Annotated in this window: 14 protein-coding genes; 12 read left to right on the plus strand and 2 right to left on the minus strand. The window is 60.6% G+C overall.

Annotated elements, in window-relative coordinates; translation table 11 throughout:
* The first annotated feature begins 11 nt into the window (after positions 1 to 11).
* The 5 genes from AC1Q80_RS25730 (at position 12) to AC1Q80_RS25750 (ending at position 6,195) form a co-directional block, all read left to right on the plus strand.
* A complete protein-coding gene (locus AC1Q80_RS25730; protein WP_492362257.1) occupies positions 12 to 2,156 on the plus strand; it encodes a mechanosensitive ion channel family protein in 2,145 nt (714 codons plus the stop codon).
* A 25-nt stretch (positions 2,157 to 2,181) separates the two neighbouring features.
* Positions 2,182 to 3,636 (plus strand): MltF family protein, encoded by a 1,455-nt coding sequence (locus tag AC1Q80_RS25735; protein ID WP_492362258.1) that lies wholly within the window; start codon positions 2,182 to 2,184, stop codon positions 3,634 to 3,636.
* A gap of 335 nt (positions 3,637 to 3,971) precedes the next feature.
* Positions 3,972 to 4,256, plus strand: a complete 285-nt coding sequence (locus AC1Q80_RS25740; protein ID WP_492362366.1) for a hypothetical protein — start codon at positions 3,972 to 3,974, stop codon at positions 4,254 to 4,256.
* Between the two features lie 74 nt (positions 4,257 to 4,330).
* Positions 4,331 to 5,428: a glycosyltransferase family 4 protein gene (locus AC1Q80_RS25745; RefSeq protein ID WP_492362259.1), complete on the plus strand. Its 1,098-nt coding sequence runs from the start codon at positions 4,331 to 4,333 to the stop codon at positions 5,426 to 5,428.
* Positions 5,425 to 6,195 carry a polysaccharide deacetylase family protein gene (locus tag AC1Q80_RS25750; RefSeq protein WP_492362260.1) on the plus strand — a complete coding sequence of 257 codons (771 nt, stop codon included), beginning with the start codon at positions 5,425 to 5,427 and terminating at the stop codon, positions 6,193 to 6,195. The genes AC1Q80_RS25745 and AC1Q80_RS25750 overlap by 4 nt, the downstream gene beginning before the upstream one ends.
* On the opposite strand, the gene AC1Q80_RS25755 is transcribed toward AC1Q80_RS25750, so the two are convergent.
* A complete protein-coding gene (locus tag AC1Q80_RS25755; RefSeq protein WP_173423105.1) occupies positions 6,182 to 7,012 on the minus strand; it encodes an MBL fold metallo-hydrolase in 831 nt (276 codons plus the stop codon). The two genes, AC1Q80_RS25750 and AC1Q80_RS25755, sit on opposite strands and share 14 nt — an antisense overlap.
* Positions 7,013 to 7,341: 329 nt before the next feature.
* Between AC1Q80_RS25755 and AC1Q80_RS25760 the strand changes: the two genes are divergently transcribed.
* Positions 7,342 to 8,502 carry a DUF3095 domain-containing protein gene (locus tag AC1Q80_RS25760; protein ID WP_173423435.1) on the plus strand — a complete coding sequence of 387 codons (1,161 nt, stop codon included), beginning with the start codon at positions 7,342 to 7,344 and terminating at the stop codon, positions 8,500 to 8,502.
* Here AC1Q80_RS25760 and AC1Q80_RS25765 read toward each other — a convergent pair.
* Positions 8,492 to 9,829 carry a nucleotide sugar dehydrogenase gene (locus AC1Q80_RS25765; RefSeq protein ID WP_492362261.1) on the minus strand — a complete coding sequence of 446 codons (1,338 nt, stop codon included), beginning with the start codon at positions 9,827 to 9,829 and terminating at the stop codon, positions 8,492 to 8,494. The two genes, AC1Q80_RS25760 and AC1Q80_RS25765, sit on opposite strands and share 11 nt — an antisense overlap.
* 386 nt (positions 9,830 to 10,215) lie before the next feature.
* Here AC1Q80_RS25765 and AC1Q80_RS25770 point away from each other — a divergent pair, with 386 nt between their 5' ends.
* From AC1Q80_RS25770 to AC1Q80_RS25795, 6 genes are all read left to right on the plus strand, one after another.
* On the plus strand, positions 10,216 to 11,565 hold the full coding sequence (locus tag AC1Q80_RS25770) for an adenylate/guanylate cyclase domain-containing protein (RefSeq protein WP_173423103.1): 1,350 nt from the start codon (positions 10,216 to 10,218) through the stop codon (positions 11,563 to 11,565).
* 8 nt (positions 11,566 to 11,573) lie between these two features.
* Positions 11,574 to 12,524, plus strand: coding sequence for a polysaccharide lyase family 20 protein (locus tag AC1Q80_RS25775; RefSeq protein ID WP_492362262.1), 951 nt, complete (start codon positions 11,574 to 11,576; stop codon positions 12,522 to 12,524).
* A gap of 122 nt (positions 12,525 to 12,646) precedes the next feature.
* On the plus strand, positions 12,647 to 14,539 hold the full coding sequence (locus tag AC1Q80_RS25780) for an ABC transporter ATP-binding protein (protein ID WP_492362263.1): 1,893 nt from the start codon (positions 12,647 to 12,649) through the stop codon (positions 14,537 to 14,539).
* Positions 14,536 to 16,437 carry an ABC transporter substrate-binding protein gene (locus AC1Q80_RS25785; RefSeq protein WP_492362264.1) on the plus strand — a complete coding sequence of 634 codons (1,902 nt, stop codon included), beginning with the start codon at positions 14,536 to 14,538 and terminating at the stop codon, positions 16,435 to 16,437. Before AC1Q80_RS25780 ends, AC1Q80_RS25785 begins: the two co-directional genes overlap by 4 nt.
* 1 nt (position 16,438) lies before the next feature.
* On the plus strand, positions 16,439 to 17,437 hold the full coding sequence (locus AC1Q80_RS25790; RefSeq protein WP_492362265.1) for an ABC transporter permease: 999 nt from the start codon (positions 16,439 to 16,441) through the stop codon (positions 17,435 to 17,437).
* Positions 17,434 to 18,609: an ABC transporter permease subunit gene (locus tag AC1Q80_RS25795; RefSeq protein WP_173423098.1), complete on the plus strand. Its 1,176-nt coding sequence runs from the start codon at positions 17,434 to 17,436 to the stop codon at positions 18,607 to 18,609. Before AC1Q80_RS25790 ends, AC1Q80_RS25795 begins: the two co-directional genes overlap by 4 nt.
* Positions 18,610 to 18,635 lie beyond the last annotated feature (26 nt).

The raw sequence follows: 18,635 nt of genomic DNA on the forward strand, positions 1-18,635 counted from the left end.
GAATGTTCAGGATGATCGGTATCAGATTGTCGCATGGCGTTTGGGGGCTGATGCCCCGTATGCTCGCTTTTTTGACGATATTCCTTGGGCTCCTGTCCGTAGGCCATGCCCAGACGCAAGGCGCTGCACCCGCCTCCGAACCGGCAAAAGTGCAGCAACTGATCGAATTGCTCGATGATCCCGAAGTGCGCCAATGGCTGGCCACCAAACGGCCAGCGACGCCCGCCGCTACAGCGCCGGAGACGGCGGCGCCAGCCGATGCGGCGCCGGCGAGCGGGTTTGCGGCGCGCTGGACTGCTGAACTCCGTCGCCACATGACCGGCATCACGAAAGCGTTTCCGCGCATCGGTCCCGAATTCCACGCGGCGCGCGCGCGCCTGGCGGGAGAAATGGAAAACCACGGCTCGTCGCCGATCCTCAAAGGTTTCTTCTTCATCCTGGTGATTGGCTACGGCGCCGAATATCTCCTGCGTTATCTGCTGAGACGGACATTGAGTTCTGCCCAATTGACTGGGCCTGCGCGTTCGATGCTCGTCAAGGTGCTGCCGCTGCTCGTGTTCGCGATTGCCACGACCACAGTGCTTGCGGTGGCCGACTGGCCGTTGCGGCTTGAAAAAACCATTGCGCCGCTCCTCGTTGCCTGGATCGGGGCCCGCCTTTTGATCACTATTGCATCCGCCGTACTGTCCGGCGGACCGGTCGACGCGACGGATCCGTCCGGCCGAACCGGCTATTTTTCGCTGACGGCTGAGGATGCACGGTTCTGGTATCGCTCGTCAGCGGCGATAATTTGTATTGCGGCCGGCATATGGGGCATCGGCGACGCCATGACCGCCCTTTCGGTCTCCCCGGACGTTCGCGATTTTATTGCTGCCATTCTCGGTCTTGTCGTGCTTGCGCTTGCGATCCTTACCGTGCTGCGGCGACCTGCGGGCGCTACCACGGGCTCGCGCCGTGTGGTCGGCAATATCATGATGGTCGCATTTCTCGTGCTGTTGTGGCTGCTGTGGGTGGCGGACATGCGGGTTCTGTTCTGGATCGGCCTCTACGTCATCGGCCTGCCGCCGCTTCTGCGTTTCACCAGCGCCTTTGCCAAGACGATGCTGGACACGTCGGCCGACGACGACATGCGCGTGATGCGCAACGTGTTGATCGAACGCGGCGCCAGACTTGTGATCATTGCCCTGGCGGCGGGTTGGCTTGCGCTTGTCTTCCGCGTCAACGCATCGATGATGATCCAGGACGACGCCTTCAACCGGATTTTCCGTGGTGTCCTTGCCGGTATCGTCATACTGCTGGCGGCTGATCTGATCTGGCAGTTGACGAAGAGCCTGATCAGCCTGCGTGTCAAGCATGCGGCCTGCGAAACGATGGATCCGGCACAACGTGCCCGCAACACCCGTCTGCTGACGCTGATGCCCATCCTGCGCAACTTCCTCGCCGCCTTCATCCTGGTGGTGGCGGTGTTGATGGTCCTTTCGGGCCTTGGCGTGCAGATTGGTCCGCTCATCGCTGGCGCTGGCGTTTTTGGCGTCGCCATCGGCTTTGGTTCTCAGACCCTGGTCAAGGATGTGATCAGCGGCATCTTCTACATGACGGATGACGCCTTCCGTATCGGGGAGTACATTCAGAGCGGCAGCTACAAGGGCACTGTCGAATCCTTCAGCATCCGCTCGGTGAGGCTCCGGCATCACCGCGGACCGGTCTTCACCGTGCCATTCGGCTCCCTCGGAGCCGTTCAGAACATGAGCCGCGACTGGGTCATCGACAAGTTCCTGATCAACGTGTCCTACGACGCCAATATCGCCAAGGTGAAGAAGGTGGTGAAGGGCATCGGTGCCGCACTTCTCGAGGATCCCGAGTTGGGTCCGATGATCATAGAGACCGTGAAGATGAAGGGTGTGGAGGCCTTCGGCGACTATGGCATCAGTTTGAGCTTTGCAATGACGACGAAGCCCGGGCACCAGACGCAAGTCCGTCGCCGGGCGCAGGCGATGATCAAGGAAGCGTTCGACGAGAACGGCATCTCCTTCGCATCGCCGACGGTGCAGGTGGCTGGCGACGAGCAGAATGCGGCCGCAGCGGCGGCAACGCGCGATGCCATCGCCAAGAAGAATGCCGCGGTAGCACTCGGCGAGGGCGCACCGCAGGAGTAGGTTTTCTCGGGCTGGGGAGGCCAAGATGAGACGGCTGGCATTGCTTGTTCTGCTCTTCGCGATGGCGGGGATCGGACCTTCATGGGCACAATCGAACGAAAGTACATTCCAGGCGATCACCGCCCCGCATCTGGGCGATCTCGATGTCATGGAGAAGCGACGCCTCATTCGCATTCTCGTTCCGTTCAGCAAGACCATCTACTTCATCGATCGCGGCCGGCAGTTCGGCACGGCCGTGGAGTTCGGGACGGCACTGGAGAAGGAGCTCAATGCCGCCCGGAAGAAGGAGATCGAGAAAATTCGCATCGCCTTCGTGCCCGTACCGCGAGCGCATCTCCTGACGGCGCTGGAAGACGGGCGCGGCGATATCGTGATGGGTAACCTCACGATAACCGAGGCAAGGCTCGCCAAGGTCGATTTCACCGACCCCTTGTTCAACGAGGCCAAGGAAGTGCTGGTAACGGGGCCATCGGCGCCGGCGATTGCCAGCCTGGATGATCTCAGTGGGCAGGAGGTCCGCGTCCGGAAATCAAGCAGCTACTATGAACATCTGGCTGCCTTGAGTGAAGCCTTCGTCAAAGCCGGCGGAGCGCCGATATCGATCAAGGACATGGATGAAAACCTCGAGGACGAAGACGTGCTCGAGATGGTCAACGCCGGCCTGCTGCCGTGGACGGTTGTCGATAAGTACAAGGCCGACATCTGGGCGACGGTCTTTGAGGATATCAAGGCGCGGGAAGACATCCTGGTGTCGGACCACGGACAGATCGCCTGGGCGATCCGCAAGGACAGCCCCAGGCTGAAAGCGACGCTCGATGCCTTCGTCAAGACGCACCGCGTCGGCACGACATTCGGCAACATCCTGAGGAACACCTACTACAAGAGCGACAAGATGCTGAAGCACGCCTATGCGCCGGCAGACGTGGAGCGCTTCCAGAAGCTGGTAGAGATTTTCCGCAAGCATGGCGGCACATACTCCTTCGACTATCTCATGCTGATGGCGCAAGGTTATCAGGAGTCGCAGCTCGATCAGTCCAGGCGAAGCCCGCGCGGCGCCGTTGGCGTCATGCAACTGCTGCCATCGACCGCGGCCGACAAGTCCGTCGGTATCAAGGGGATCGACAAGGATCAGGATCGCAACGTCGAGGCAGGATCGAAATATCTAAGACATCTTGTCGATGTCTATATCAACGACCCGCAGATCACGCCGCACAACCAGCTCCTCTTCGCGTTTGCGGCCTATAACGCCGGACCGGGAAACCTGCGCAAGTTTCGGGCGAAGGCAAAAGAGATGGGGCTTGATCCTGACCTGTGGTTCGGCAACGTCGAGAATGCTGCCGCCGAGATCGTCGGGCGCGAGACGGTCCAATATGTCAGCAATATCTACAAGTATTATGTCGCCTACGAACTCCTGGCAGAACACGCCAAGGAAGCGTCTGCGGCCAAATCGCCGGCTGCGGCCGACGCCAGCGCACAGTAGTTCGCAGCCGGTCCGTTGGAGCGCTTCAGCGTTGTCGCCGACGGCCGCAATCTGAAGGTGAGGGCGGTCGCGCTGCGGCTGAAGTCTTGAGCAATAATGCTTCAACCGCGACCGGCGGAAAGCATCATGTGGTCCGTCTGGAATGTCCGGCGGTCGTTGCGCATCCTGTTTGCGGTGCGCCACCACCGACCGCCAAAGCGAGTCGCGGTCCTTGAGATTCGTTGACAGCGCTTTAGTCTATTGTTCTTGCGCATGTCGTGGTCGCAAAACGCGGCAGTTCTTCGCGTGTCATGCTTTCGGACTTCGTTTCGTTCCGGCTTAAGGAGGTATTGATGATGGTTGTATTTGGACGCGGGTCCCCTTCCGGCAAGTCATTGGTGCTGTTCGCTGCGCTGTGCCTTGCCCTTGCCGGCTGTACGACGCCAGATCTGGAGCCGATACCGGGCAGCATCACCTATGGTGGGCAGCCGCGCACCAAGTTGACGAAAGCACCGGTCGGCAGCATCGTGCCGCACACTTTCATGAGCGGAAGCAGCTTCGTCAAAGAGAGCTACATCATCCAGCCCGACCGATCGCTCAAGCTTGTTCGAAGGGACTACTTCGACATCCCGGTCAATTGACCCGGGCAAAGGCTGCACTTACACGCCTTGGCGCCGTTGACACCGTACCAGGAAGGCGAGATAGCTCAGCCTGCATGAAAATCGCCTTCTACGCACCGCTGAAATCGCCCAGCCACCCTGTTCCGTCCGGCGACCGGCTGATGGCGCGCATGTTGGTCGATGCGCTGGGACGAGCCGGGCACGAAGTGTCGATCGCAAGCGAACTGCGCAGCTTCATGGCCGATGGTTCCGACACTCAGTTTGCGTTGACGATGGCAGCGGCAGCGGGCGAAACAGAGCGTCTTCGCAAGCTTTGGCTGGCAGGAACGCCGCCCGATGCCTGGTTTTGCTACCACCCCTATTACAAGGCGCCTGACCTGATCGGGCCGGGGCTTGCGGCCGAGTTTTCCATCCCCTACCTGACTGCCGAAGCCTCCTACTCGTTGCGCCGAAACGAAGGCATCCGCGCGGTCGCGCAACACCATGTGCTTGCCGGCATCGAGCAGGCCGCGGTCAATATCTGCCTGACGCAGCGGGATCGCGATGGCCTGCTTGAGGCAGCGCCCCGGTGTCGGCATGCGATGCTGGCCCCCTTTATCGATACGACGCGGTTCCGATCGGTATCGCCTGGTGCCGTCGACGACTGCCGTCTCGTCACCGTGGCGATGATGCGTGGCGGCGACAAAATGCACAGCTATCAGATGCTTGCCCGTTCCCTCTCCATGGTCGCCGATCGCCCTTGGACCATGACCATTGTCGGCGATGGGCCATGCCGGCCGGATGTCCACGAAGCTTTTGCCGCGTTGCCGGCGGGTCGGCTGGCATGGCTCGGCGAAAGAGACGCGAGCGAGATCCCGGGCATCCTCGGCGAAAGTGCGCTTTATCTCTGGCCCGGCTGCGGCGAAGCCTATGGATTGGCCTACCTCGAGGCGCAGGCGGCGGGACTCCCGGTTATCGCGCAAAGGACGGCCGGAGTGCCGGAGGTGGTTAGGGACGGCGTGACCGGATTGCTGACGCCGGAGGGCGACGTCAATTCCTATGCGGCCGCGATACGCCACATGATCGATCAACCGGAGACCCGTCGACGGTATGGCGAAAGCGCCCGCCGCTTCGTCCACGACGAGCGGTCCTTTTGCGCTGCGGCAAGACGGTTGGACGAGATTTTCGGCAAATTCCTGGAGAAGACGTCGTGACCGTTGACGCGGATTGGCACTTGCTCATCGATGAGCTCGATCGCGTTCAGGCGCGGGAACGTCAGATCGACTTCTGGTTGAGGGACGACGACGCCGTCGAGCCGACTGCGCCACTCGATCGACTTCTGTCGCTTGCGGCAAGCCATGCCGTACCCTTGACACTTGCCGTGCCGCCTGCGCCGGCAACCGAAGCGCTGGCGCGGCATCTCTCCGGCCGTGTCGATATCGGTGTGGCGGCACATGGCTGGGCGCACCGGAACCATGCGCCGAGAGAGGAGAAGAAGCAGGAACTCGGTGCGCATCGCCCTCCGGCGGTGATCCTCGATGAACTGCGACGCGGCGCCGAGCGCCTGCGGACGCTTTTTCCCGAACACTTCGTCCCGATGCTCGTGCCGCCATGGAATCGGATCGATGCAGCTCTATCGCCACGGTTGCCCGAGATCGGGTTTTCCGTGCTTTCGGTTTTCGGCCCGGAGAAGCCATCGCCGTTCCCGCTCGTCAATGCCCACGTCGACGTCATGGATTGGCGCGGCACGCGCGGATGCAGGGACCACACGTTGATCATTGCCGATATCATCGAGCGCATACGGCAGGTCTGCGGCGACGTCGAGGGCAGGGAGGATCAGTCGGGCGGCACGCTCGGGCTTTTGACCCATCACCTCGTGCACGATGCAGCCGTGTGGGATTTTCTTGAAAAACTCTTCACCGCCACATCAGGCCATCCCGCGTGCTGTTGGCGCCGGACAAGAGATCTTACAGATCGATAGTCTGGCCATCGCGGGCGGCAAATGCTTCGGCGAAGAGAGACTGCACGTCCACTTCCATCGCGTCCAGCTGCGCATCCGTTCGCGCAGGGTCGTGATGGAACATCGCCAGGCGCTTGACGCCGGCGGCCATGGCAAGGCGAGCGCCGTGGTCACCGGTCGAATGCCCAAAGCCACGATAGTACGTCATCTCGCTTTCGAGATAGGTGCAGTCGTAGATCATCATATCGGCGCCGGCGATCAACTCCAGCACCGCAGGATCGAGGATGCCGGGTTCGTGCTCCGTGTCGTAGACGAGCGCAACGGCGCGGCCGTTCCATTCGACGCGGTAGCCGACACATCCGCCGGGATGGGTGAGGCTCGTCGTGCGGATCGTCACACCCTCGCGCGGCGTCAGGACGTCACCCGGCTTGAAATCGATGCCTTCGAGGCTCGCCTGACAGATGTCCGGATCGACCGGGAACCAAGGGGGCCGCATGAAGTCGCGGATCATTTCCTTGGTGGTCATCACGCCGTGCAGATGGCCTGACCAGAACCGTACCGACGACTGGCATTTATAGATCGGCTTGAAATAGGGCAGGCCGATGATGTGATCGTAATGGCTGTGGGTGAAGAACAGGTCGTAGTTGTCGACGCCTTCGGCGATCAGCGAAGCGCCGGCTTCCCGCAATCCGGATCCGGCATCAAAGAGCAAGACTTCCTTGCCGCACCGTATTTCGATGCAGGATGTATTTCCCCCATAGCGCAGGAACTGCTCGCCGGAGACCGGCAAACTCCCTCTTACGCCCCAGAACCGCACTCGAAAGTTGTCTTCTTGCATTCCTGTTTCGGCTTCACGCTGCCCACGCAGACCTGGTTGCCTGCGCTTACCCAATAGACAAGCACATATGACCACCCCCCTGCAATGCCATGGGTTATTGTTTAGACATTAAGCTTATCGATGCTCACACATGCGCCGCTGTGCCCCAGGTAACAGCGGCACGGTGGAACGTCGCGATAAGCGGCACACTTGGCCTTACCTTGCGATCCCGCAGCCCGTTCACCGCCGGTGTTGCCGTGCCGTATCGGAGATGCCGTATGAAACTTTTTCTTGCGGTCTCGCGTGGAACATCTATCGACATAGCCGACGGTCAGCAGGTCGGGGTACCCATGGCACAGGTAGATGAAACGGGATTTTACGATAGCGTGCCGCTCTTCGACGTCTTCGAAGGCGTGGCAGACGAGGCTAACTATCGCGCATTGCCTGACGACTGGGTGCTGGCCCTTGCCGATATCGTCAACTCAACCGGGGCGATCGCCGAAGGTCGATACAAATCCGTGAACATGGCTGGCGCGAGCGTCATCTCCGCGCTGATGAACGCGTTCGACGTGAAGTCGATGCCGTTTGTCTTCGGCGGCGACGGCGCCTTGGCGGTCCTGCCGTCATCGATGTCCGGGCGAGCGAAGGATGCACTTTCTGCCGTCAAGACCTGGGTGCTCGAAGAACTCGGTCTGGAACTGCGCGCCGCACTGGTTCCGGTCAGCGATATCAGGGCCGCCGGCCTCGACATGCGCGTCGCGCGCTTCAAGGCGAGCGAGGATGTTTCCTACGCGATGTTTGCCGGTGGTGGTGCGAGTTGGGCGGAAGCGGCCATGAAGGCGGGGCGGTACCAGGTCGAGGCCGCACAGCCAGGCACACGGCCGGATCTCACGGGGCTTTCCTGCCGTTGGAACCCGATCCAGTCGCGCCACGGTTCGATCGCCTCCATCATCGCGGTGCCGGGCGAAAAAGGCAGCGGACCTGAGTTTCAGGCGCTGATCGCCGATATTGTCGCGCTTGCCGACGAGGAGGAGCGACACGCACACCCGGTGCCCGAACTCGGACCCGAACCGCGCTTCTCCACCCAGGGCATCGAAGCCGAATCGCGCGCGAGGTCGCCGCGGGGAGGGCGGCTTCTGGCGCGCCTGTGGATCACGCTCCAGACATTGGTGCTGTTCGTCTGTTTTCGAATGGGCTGGAATCTGGGAACGTTCGATACGAACCGCTATAGACGGGATCTCGCCAACAACACCGATTTTCGCAAGTTCGACGACGGTCTCAAGATGACCATTGATATCAGTGCCGCGCGCCTCGCCCTGATCGAGGCTCGGTTGCGGCAGGCCGTAGCGGCCGGTGTCGGTCGCTACGGCCTGCATCAGCAGGATTCCGCGCTGATGACCTGCATTGTCCCCACGCCTATGAGCCGGGACCACATGCATTTCGTCGATGGAGCCTCCGGCGGTTATGCGGTGGCCGCCAGTAAGCTGAAGGCGACCTTCGCTACGCCTTGACGATGTGCCCGCCAGTCAGGCCCTGACGGTGAAACACGTTGCGGGTATCGACAATCAGCGGCGAGGCGCCAGCAAGCGCGGCGTAGTCGACCTGGTCGTGGTCCGTTGCCACTAGCACGGCATCGAACCGCCGTATCGATTGCTCGTCGAGTACTACCGATCGCCTGCCCTTCAGGGCGCTGTATTCGCGCGTCGACGGGATCTCGGCCACATAGGGATCGTGGTACTCGCAACGGCCACCGCGTTCCTCGATCAGTTCGATCAATTTCAATGACGGGCTTTCGCGAATGTCCGGCACGTTCTTCTTGTAGGCGAGGCCGATGACGAGGACTGTCGAGCGGCTGAGCGCCTTGCCCAGATGGCGATCGAGCGCCTCGGCGAGCCGGCTGACCACGTGCCGGGGCATGGCCGAATTGATCTCGCCGGCCAGTTCTATGAACCGGGTGGGCAACTCGTATTCGCGCGACTTCCAGGTGAGGTAGAACGGATCGATCGGGATGCAGTGGCCTCCCAGGCCGGGCCCCGGATAGAAGGGCATGTAGCCGAACGGCTTGGTCTTGGCCGCCTCGATCACTTCCCATACATCGATGCCCATGGCCTCGTAGACGATCTTCAATTCGTTGACGAGGGCGATGTTGACCGAGCGGAAGATGTTCTCCGTCAACTTGACCGCTTCGGCGGTGGCATTGGACGATACCGGAACGACCATCTTGACGACGGCCCCATAGAACGCCTCCATCAGGCTTGCAGCGAGCGGTCCGTCGCCGGCGACGACCTTCGGGATGCTCGTCGTCTCGTAAACCGGATTGCCCGGGTCTTCGCGCTCGGGCGAAAAGCCGACAAAGAAGTCGACGCCGGATTTCAGCCCCGTTTCTTCGAGAATGGTGCGCACAACGCCATCGGTCGTTCCTGGATAGGTCGTCGACTCGAGCACGACGAGTTGACCGGTCCTCAGCGTTGCAGCGATCGCGCGCGCCGTCTTTTCGACGAAGGAAAGGTCGGGGTCGCGGTGTTTCGTCAGCGGCGTCGGCACGCAGATGACAATGACATCGCAGCCGCCAAGCCTCGCGAAATCCGTTGTCGAGCGAAACCGTCCGGCGGTCGCTTGCTCGGCAAGGACCGTGTCCGGTACGGCTGCGATATAGGACTTGTGCGCATCAAGTGTCGTGATCTTTGCCGGGTCGATGTCGAATCCGGTGACGGAAAAGCCCGCGCGCGCCGCTGCGATCGCCAGCGGCAAGCCGACATAACCAAGTCCGATGACGCCGACATGGGCGGCGCGGGCCGAAATCGACGCCAGCAGCCTTTCGTTATGGGATGAGGTCAAAGTTCGGTTCCAGCTCTCGTGAATGGGAAGCGCCAACTCGGCGACATGCCGTGGTTTGTTGGATAGAAACAGGCTGCAAGTCAAGCGCGGCACCTCTTCCCGGCTGTGACCGCGCCTGGTGAGCCAGCCATCAAATCTTCGTGTGGCCGGATGAACGAATAAAACTTGTCACACCTCTGGAAATTGCAGAGGGCCATCAATATCTGCAGCATATAACGGCCGCATTCCGGGTGCCTGCACGTCATCGACGCTGGAATCGGTTGGAGCATTTTCTTAACGGGCACGTATCATCATCACCCGCCGCGAGCGAACGCCGACACATTGTCGGGCCGTTCGTCCATCGCAAAGGGATGGTGCTGGACTGTCTGTCACGGTGAGGACGCGAAATGGGCCCGGTAAACGACAACGTATCCGAAATTCTGATCGACAAGGTCGCGGACTGGCTCATGCGAACGTCGCTCAGCGACGAGTCGCTGGAGACGATCGTCAAGGGCTTTTGCGAGCGGCTGGCTGCGGCCGGCCTGCCCTTGATGCGCGTTCACCTGTCATTTTCGATGCTGCATCCGCTTTACGACGCGCTCGGTTTCACCTGGGTGCGGGGCAAGGGCGTCGAGGTCAGCGGTCTTCGACATGAGGAGCTTGCGCTCAACCCCGAGCGGTTCCTGCGCAGCCCCTACTATTACCTGCTCAACAACAATCTCGAGCATGTGCGGCGGCGCCTCTACAAGGATACGCCGTCCGAGTTCCCGATCTTCGACGAACTGAAGGAGCAGGGGGCGACCGACTATATCGCCTTCATGCAGTCGCTCGGTGCTGATTCCGGCCACGGGATGGTCGGCTCCTGGACGACGGACCAGCATGGCGGCTTCACCGATGATGTGATCGGAGCGTTGCTGCGACTGCAGAACCATCTGGCGGTTGCGGCCAAGATGGCCGTTCTCGGCAAGCTCGCCGACAACATGTTGACAACCTATCTCGGGTCGAGTGCCGGCCGTCGGGTGATGAGCGGGCAGGTCCGGCGCGGCGACGGCGAGACGGTGCGCGCCATCCTTGTCATGGCCGACATGCGCCGCTCAACCATGCTTGCGGAAAAGGAGGGGCGCCAGTCCTATATCGAAACGCTGAACGGCTACTTCGATGCGATTGCCGCACCGTTCAACCGCAATGGTGGCCACATTCTGAGCTTTGTCGGTGACGGTTTCCTTGCGGTGTATCCCTGTGGACGGCACAAGGAACCGTCCGAGTTTGCGGCCCGCGAAGCGTTTGGCGCGGTGCGCGCCGCAACGGCCCGTATGGAACTGCTCAACTCCGAGCGGCGCAAGCAGGGGCGCGATCCGATCGGTTACGGCGTCGGCCTGCATGTCGGCAATGTGATGTTCGGTAATGTCGGTCTTCGCGACCGGTTGACGTTCTCGGCCTTCGGTTCGGCGGTCAACGAGGTGCAGCGGTTGCAGAACCTCACGAAGAAATACGCCCATAGCATCGTCGCCAGTGAGGCCTTCGTCAATTATTGCGGCGGCGACTGGACGGCGCTGGGCCAGGAAAAACTGCGGGGTGTGCGCCAGAAGTTCACCATTCTCTACCCGAACGAGGCAGCACTTCTGCCGAAGACGGACGAGCGCCTCGACGATGTTTTGCAGGATGGACTTTCGGAGGCCGAACATGTCATGCTGCTTCATCGCAACACCCGTCCGTTGCAGCCGCCGCGCGGCCTCATCGACAAGATGCTTCAGTAAGGACCGCAATGTTCCGAACAGCCCTTATCATCGCGAGCTTCTTCATCACTGGCGTTGCGGCTGCGCAACCGTGGGAAACCAAACTTTACGACGGTTTCGAGGGAAAGGAGTTCTCGCCGGATGGCGGGCTTTACTACCGGGAAAATTTCGAACAGAGCGCGGGCACGGTCGAGTTTCAGAGCGCCGTCAAACGCAGCGGCAATGGCGGTCTCAAGCTGAGTGTCGTGCCGGTCTGCCCGGATTCACTTGATGGCTGCAGCGAGAGAGCGGAGATCTGGGAGAAGACGGAGCTTCGGGTGCCCTATGACCAGGGTATCTGGTACGGCTTCTCGGTGAAGTTCGCCGACCCGATCCCATCCGGCGACCACCGCTACCTCGTGGCGCAATGGAAGCGCGAAATCGAACCGGGGGCGGAAGGCGATTTCAGTCCGTTCCTGGCATTGCGCATGAATTTCGGAAAGTTGTTCGCGACGGTAGAGACCAACTACATCGCGCCGGCATCTTCGGGGCCGGACGGCGTTGCAGCCGCCTGCAGACCGGGTCAAGTGCCGGTCTGGGGGCGCCCGGGCATCAACCAGATGCGCATGCTCGTGGCGACAGATCCTGCGTGGAGGTCGGACGACGGCAATCTGTTCAATGCCTGCACCGACGCCATCGCCGTGACGAACCACGGCAATCCGCTGCCGGATCCGAAATCGGGCTGGATCGATTTCGCGATCTACACGAAGCCCGGCGCCGATGGCGCCGGCCATATTGAACTCTATGCCAATGGTAAGCCGATCATCACCGTCAAGGGCCATGTCGGGCATGACGACAAGGGGCTCGGCCATAACCAGTATTTCAAGTTCGGTCCGTATCGTGCGGCCGACGTGACGGACTGGACGCTCTATTACGACGATTTCCGTCGCTCGCCGAACTGCGCCGACGTGCTGGCCAAGGAGGCTTGCCCCTTTCCCTGACGATTGCGACACGACCGTGAACTATGCTGTGGTTGCAAGGCCTAAGCTGGACAGCCTCCTGAAGCTGCGATAGTCTTTTTTAGTGGCGACGGATACACGGGCAATGAGGGAAGCGTGCTGCGATGACATCAGGGGCGGACCTGCTTCGAGTTGAAGGTCTGCGGATCACATTCTCGGTGCTCGGCGGCAAAGTTGAAGCCGTCAAGGAAGCGAATTTCAGAGTTTTGCCAGGAAAGGTGACCGCCCTCGTCGGCGAATCCGGTTCCGGAAAGTCGGCCATCAGCCAGGCTGTCATGGGCATTCTTCCGAATGTTGCGCGTGTCGGTGGACAGATCCTGTTCGACGATCCCGATACCAAGGGCAAGCCGATCGATCTGCTTTCGCTGGAACGGGAAGGCGAGGAAATCCGTGCCTTGCGCGGCACACGCATCAGCAAGATCTTCCAGGAGCCGATGACATCGCTGTCGCCGCTCCATACGATCGGCAACCAGATCTCCGAAGTTCTGAAGATTCATACGGATGCGGAAAAGCCGGAACGGCGCGCCCGCACGGAAGAACTGCTTGGTCTGGTTGGGTTCGCCAACCCGAAGCGGGCCTATGACATGTATCCTTTCGAGCTGTCCGGCGGCATGCGCCAGCGCGCGATGATTGCCATGGCGCTGATCTGCCGGCCGGCATTGTTGATCGCCGACGAGCCGACGACGGCGCTCGACGTGACGGTGCAGGCGCAGATCCTGCAGCTGCTGCGGGAATTGCAGGTCAAGCTCAACATGGCGATGCTGCTGATCACCCACGACCTTGGCGTGGTCGCCAACATGGCTGACGAAGTCGTGGTGATCTACCACGGCCAGATCGTCGAGGCGGGCCCGGTCGATGCGATCTTCCGCAATCCGCAGCACCCCTATCTCAAGGGCCTGATGGCCGCCGTTCCGCATTTCGACATGAAACCGGGCGAGCGGCTGAAGGCGCTTCGCGAAGTGCCGGTCAAAGCAGGGACTTTGCTCGGAGCCAAGGATTCCGACAAGGCGGCTGGCCCCGACGTCCTTCTGTCGGTGCGCAACCTTTCCAAGACCTATGGTACGCGCAAAACCTCCTGGTTCGGCAAGAAGGACCTGTCCCGGCATCGCGCGGTGGACGATGTCAGCTTCGATATCCGTCGCGGCGAATGTCTGGGCCTGGTCGGCGAAAGCGGCTGCGGTAAGACCACGGTCAGCAAGATCCTGATGCGTGCCATCACGCCTGACGGCGGCAGTGTCAACTTCGACGACGGCGAAGGGCCGATTGATGTCCTCAAGGCCGAAGGTGACGAGCTGAAGACGCTGCGCTCGAAGATCCAGATGGTCTTTCAAGATCCGGTGTCGTCGCTTTCTCCCCGCATGACCGTCAAGAATATCCTGAGCGAACCGCTTGAGATCCACGGCCGTGGTACGGCAAAGTCGCGCGTAGAGACCGTTCGCCTGCTGCTGCAGGCCGTTGGCCTCGATCAGCGGTTCATCAACCGCTATCCGCACAGTTTTTCCGGTGGCCAGCGCCAGCGCATCGGTATCGCCAGGGCGCTTGCGCTGGTGCCGCAACTGTTGATCTGCGACGAACCGGTGTCGGCGCTCGACGTTTCTGTCCAGGCCCAGATTCTCAATCTGCTCAAGGATCTGCAGAAGGAACTCGGGCTGACATGCCTGTTCATCTCGCACAACCTCGCGGTGGTCGACTACATGGCCGATCGGATTGCGGTGATGTGTGCAGGGCGCATCGTCGAACTCGCCCCGCGCGAGGTTCTGATGCGCAAGCCAGTGCATCCCTATACGAAATCGCTGCTCGCTGCCGTTCCGTATCCGGATCTCGATCGTCCGCTGGATTTCGATCTGCTCAAGGCAGTTGAGGGATCGGACATGCGACGGTGGGGGCCGCAGTTCAGTGACGGCGGTGAGGAAGGTTCGCTTTTTCCTGCTGATCTCGGCGGCGACCACTTCGTGCTGGCGCGCAAGTCAGTGGATGCAAGGGAGTTACGGCCATGATCACTCGCCGAACTGCGCTCGCCCTGCTCGCTACAGTGGCGTTTCCCAAATATCTCCTTGCGGCGGCCAGCGAGCCGACGTTTTTCGAGGCGCTTGTCGCCGAGGGAAAGCTGCCGCCCGTCAATGAGCGGGTGCCGAAGACCCCGCGCGTCATCAATGTTGCCGGCATGGGCCGCCAGCCGGGCAAGCATGGTGGCACCGTTCAAAGCCTGATCGGCAGCGCGAAGGACATACGGTTGATGACCGTCTATGGCTATTCGCGCCTCGTCGGCTACGACGAAAAACTCGAGATGCACGCAGATGTGCTGGAAAGCTACGAGACAGTCGAGGATCGGATCTTCACATTCCATTTGCGCGAGGGTCACAAGTGGTCAGACGGCAGTCCGCTGACGACGGAAGACTTCCGCTACTGTTGGGAAGATGTGCTGCTCAATGAGAAGCTCAGTCCGGCAGGCTTGTCGACTGCGCTGGTGATGGATGGCGAAGCCGGGAAATTCGAGCTCATCGACGAGCGGACCGTGCGCTATTCCTGGTCCACACCCAATCCAGATTTCCTGCAGAAGCTCGCAGCGCCGCAGCCCTTGGTGCTGGCAATGCCCGCCGCCTACCTCAAGCAGTTCCACGAAAAATACCAGGAAGAGGACAAGCTCAAGGCGATCATGAAGGAACAAAGGGTCAAGAAATGGAGCCAGCTGCATATGCGCATGGCCCGTTCCTATCGCCCGGAAAATCCCGATCTGCCGACGCTTGACCCCTGGCGCAACACGACACCGATGCCGGCCGAACAATTCGTTTTCGAGCGTAATGCCTATTATCACCGGGTTGACGAGAACGGTCTGCAACTGCCTTACATCGATAAGTTTGTCCTCAATGTCAGTTCGCCGGCGCTGATCCCCGCGAAAGCGGGCACCGGTGAAAGCGACCTGCAAGCGGCGAATATCGATTTCATCGATTACACCTTCCTGAAGGACGCGGAGAAGCGCTATCCCGTCACGGTCAAGTTGTGGAAGAAGACGCAAGGCTCACGGCTTGCGCTGCTTCCCAACCTCAACTGCTCCGATCCGGTCTGGCGTCCGCTGCTGCGGGATGTGCGTGTCCGGCGAGCGTTGTCGCTGGCCATCGACCGTTCAGAGATCAATAAGGCCGTCTTCTACGGGCTGACCAAGGAAAGTGCCGACACGGTTCTACCCGAGAGCCCGCTGTTCCGGCCGGAATACGCCTCCGCCTGGATCGCCCACGATCCGGTGCAGGCCAACGCGCTGTTGGATGAAGCCGGCCTGACGGACCGCGGCAGCGATGGTATTCGTATTCTCTCGGACGGCCGCGCCGCGCAGATCGTGGTCGAGACCGCGGGCGAAAGCACGCTTGAGACCGATGTCTTGCAACTGATCACCGACTACTGGCAGAAAGTCGGCATTTCCCTGTTCATCCGCACGTCGCAACGCGACACGTTCCGTAGCCGCGCTGTCGGTGGCGAGATCACCATGTCCATGTGGTTCGGGCTCGACAATGGCGTGCCGACGGCGGACATGAACCCCGGACAGTTGGCGCCGACCGCCGACGATCAGCTGCAATGGCCGGTCTGGGGGCTCAACTATCTCTCGCATGGGGAGATGGGGCAGGCGCCCGATCTGCCGGCCGCCATTGAACTGACGGAGCTGCTGGAGCGCTGGCGGCGCTCGGCCGAGGATGCGGAGCGCGCGGAAATCTGGGGGCGGATGCTATCGATCTACACCGATCAGGTCTTCTCGATCGGCCTCGTAAACTCCTCGCTGCAACCAATCCTCGTCGCCAACAAGATAAAGAACGTCCCGGAATCCGCGCTCTACGGCTTCGATCCGACGAGTTACTTCGGCGTCTACAAACCCGACACGTTCTGGATCGAGCAGGAAGGCTGACATGCTGCGATATATTCTCTGGCGTATCGCAGCGATGGTTCCGACCTTGCTCATCATTTCGGCGCTTGTCTTCACCATCATCGAATTGCCGCCCGGCGACTACTTCGAGAGCTACGTCGCCGAGATCAGGGCGCAGGGCGAAGGCGTCAACATGGAGCAGATCGAGGCGCTCCGGAAGGAATATGGCTTCGATCAGCCGCCGCTGCTGAGATATGTCCACTGGCTCGGGGGCATGCTGCAGGGCGATTTCGGTTATTCGTTCGAATATGAGTTGCCAGTCAGCGATGTCGTCGGCGACAGGTTGTGGTTGACGATCCTCGTCTCCTTCCTGACGATCATCTTCACTTGGCTGATCGCCTTCCCGATCGGCATTTACTCGGCTACGCATCAATACAGCTGGGGTGATTACGGCCTGTCGCTGATGGGGCTGATTGGTATCGCCATCCCCAACTTCATGCTGGCGCTGATCATGATGTACTTCGCCAATATCTGGTTCGGTATTTCGATCGGTCACCTCATGGATCAGAAATACATGGCCGAACCCATGAGTTGGGCGAAGGCGAAATCGATCCTCGAACATATCTGGATTCCGGTCATCATCGTCGGTGCGGCAGGGACCGCCGGCATGATCCGGCGTCTGCGTGCCAATTTGCTCGATGAATTGCAAAAGCAGTATGTCGTGACGGCACGCGCAAAAGGGCTTTCGCCCATGCGCACGCTCGTCAAGTATCCGCTGCGCATGGCGCTGAACTTCTTCATCTCGGATATCGGTTCCATCCTGCCCGCAATCATTTCCGGTGCGGAAATCACGGCGATTGTGCTTTCGCTCGAAACCACCGGCCCGATGTTGATCAAGGCGTTGCAGAGCCAGGATATGTATCTGGCGGGATCCTTCCTGATGTTCCTCGCATTTCTGACCGTCATCGGCGTGCTGATTTCCGATCTCGCACTCGCCATTCTTGATCCCCGGATACGGCTGCAAGGCAGGAGCACCAAGTGACGTTATTCCTTCCGGCGCCCGGCGAACCGTTGCCGCATTACGTATCGACCGCACCATTCGATCCCTATTCCGTCGAAGCGATGACGGAAGAGCAGGTGCGGGTTAACCAGGCGTCGCAACTGCGGCTTATGTGGTGGAAATTCCGTCGGCACAAGCTGGCGCTGATCTCCGGCATCTTCCTGGTCGCGCTCTACCTGATGATCCTCATCTGCGAGTTCCTGGCGCCCTACAATCTGCACACACGCAATGTGGACTTCATCTATGCGCCTCCGCAGTCCGTACGGCTGTTTCACGAGGGCCAGTTCATCGGGCCGTTCGTCTACGGACGGACGATGGAACTCGACATGGAGACGTTGAGACGCACCTACACCGACAACCCGGAGCAAATCGAACGGATCCGTTTCTTCTGCCGCGGGGACGGCTACAAGTTCTGGGGGCTTTTTGAAAGCAACTTGCACCTCGTGTGCCCGGCAAAGGATGGGCAGCTCTTCCTGCTCGGTACCGACAGGCTTGGCCGTGATGTGCTGTCGCGTATCATCTATGGCGCCCGCATTTCGCTGACGATCGGTCTCCTCGGCATTACCGTCAGCTTCGTTCTCGGCATCGTTATCGGTGGTCTTGCCGGCTATCACGGCGGTGTTTTCGACCTGATCGTCCAGCGCGTCATCGAAGTGCTGCAGTCGATCCCGAGCATTCCGCTGTGGCTGTCGCTGGCCGCAATCATGCCGGCGACCTGGAGCCCGATCCTGATTTATCTGGGCATCACGATCATCCTCGGGCTTCTCGACTGGACCGGGCTTGCCCGAGCGGTGCGTTCGAAATTGCTGGCGTTGCGCGAGGAGGACTACGTTCTTGCCGCGCAATTGATGGGCGCCAAGAGCGGCCGCATCATCGGCCGCCACCTGGTGCCAGGCTTCATGTCTCACTTGATCGCCACCGCGACGATCTCCATCCCCGGCATGATCCTCGGCGAAACGGCGCTGAGCTTCCTTGGCTTGGGGCTGCGTCCCCCGATCACCAGCTGGGGTATCCTGCTGACGGAGGCGAAAAGCGTGAGCGTCATTGCTTTCTACCCCTGGCTGCTATTCCCAACGATCCCGGTCATTTTTGTGATTTTGGCGTTCAACTTCTTGGGAGATGGCTTGCGCGATGCCGCCGATCCCTACAAATGAGGTTCGTTTCGACGCCGGCCGCAAGC

The organism is Ensifer sp. GW823-FHT05D09, assembly GCF_058795755.1.

Bases quoted from the DNA above. Each gene is read 5' to 3' on its own strand.
- AC1Q80_RS25760 (WP_173423435.1), top strand. From the start codon at position 7,342: ATGGCACAGGTAGATGAAACGGGATTTTACGATAGCGTGCCGCTCTTC.
- AC1Q80_RS25745 (WP_492362259.1), top strand. From the start codon at position 4,331: ATGAAAATCGCCTTCTACGCACCGCTGAAATCGCCCAGCCACCCTGTT.
- AC1Q80_RS25770 (WP_173423103.1), top strand. From the start codon at position 10,216: ATGGGCCCGGTAAACGACAACGTATCCGAAATTCTGATCGACAAGGTC.
- AC1Q80_RS25790 (WP_492362265.1), top strand. From the start codon at position 16,439: ATGCTGCGATATATTCTCTGGCGTATCGCAGCGATGGTTCCGACCTTG.
- AC1Q80_RS25780 (WP_492362263.1), top strand. From the start codon at position 12,647: ATGACATCAGGGGCGGACCTGCTTCGAGTTGAAGGTCTGCGGATCACA.
- AC1Q80_RS25775 (WP_492362262.1), top strand. From the start codon at position 11,574: ATGTTCCGAACAGCCCTTATCATCGCGAGCTTCTTCATCACTGGCGTT.
- AC1Q80_RS25735 (WP_492362258.1), top strand. From the start codon at position 2,182: ATGAGACGGCTGGCATTGCTTGTTCTGCTCTTCGCGATGGCGGGGATC.
- AC1Q80_RS25740 (WP_492362366.1), top strand. From the start codon at position 3,972: ATGGTTGTATTTGGACGCGGGTCCCCTTCCGGCAAGTCATTGGTGCTG.
- AC1Q80_RS25730 (WP_492362257.1), top strand. From the start codon at position 12: ATGATCGGTATCAGATTGTCGCATGGCGTTTGGGGGCTGATGCCCCGT.
- AC1Q80_RS25785 (WP_492362264.1), top strand. From the start codon at position 14,536: ATGATCACTCGCCGAACTGCGCTCGCCCTGCTCGCTACAGTGGCGTTT.
- AC1Q80_RS25755 (WP_173423105.1), bottom strand. From the start codon at position 7,012: ATGCAAGAAGACAACTTTCGAGTGCGGTTCTGGGGCGTAAGAGGGAGT.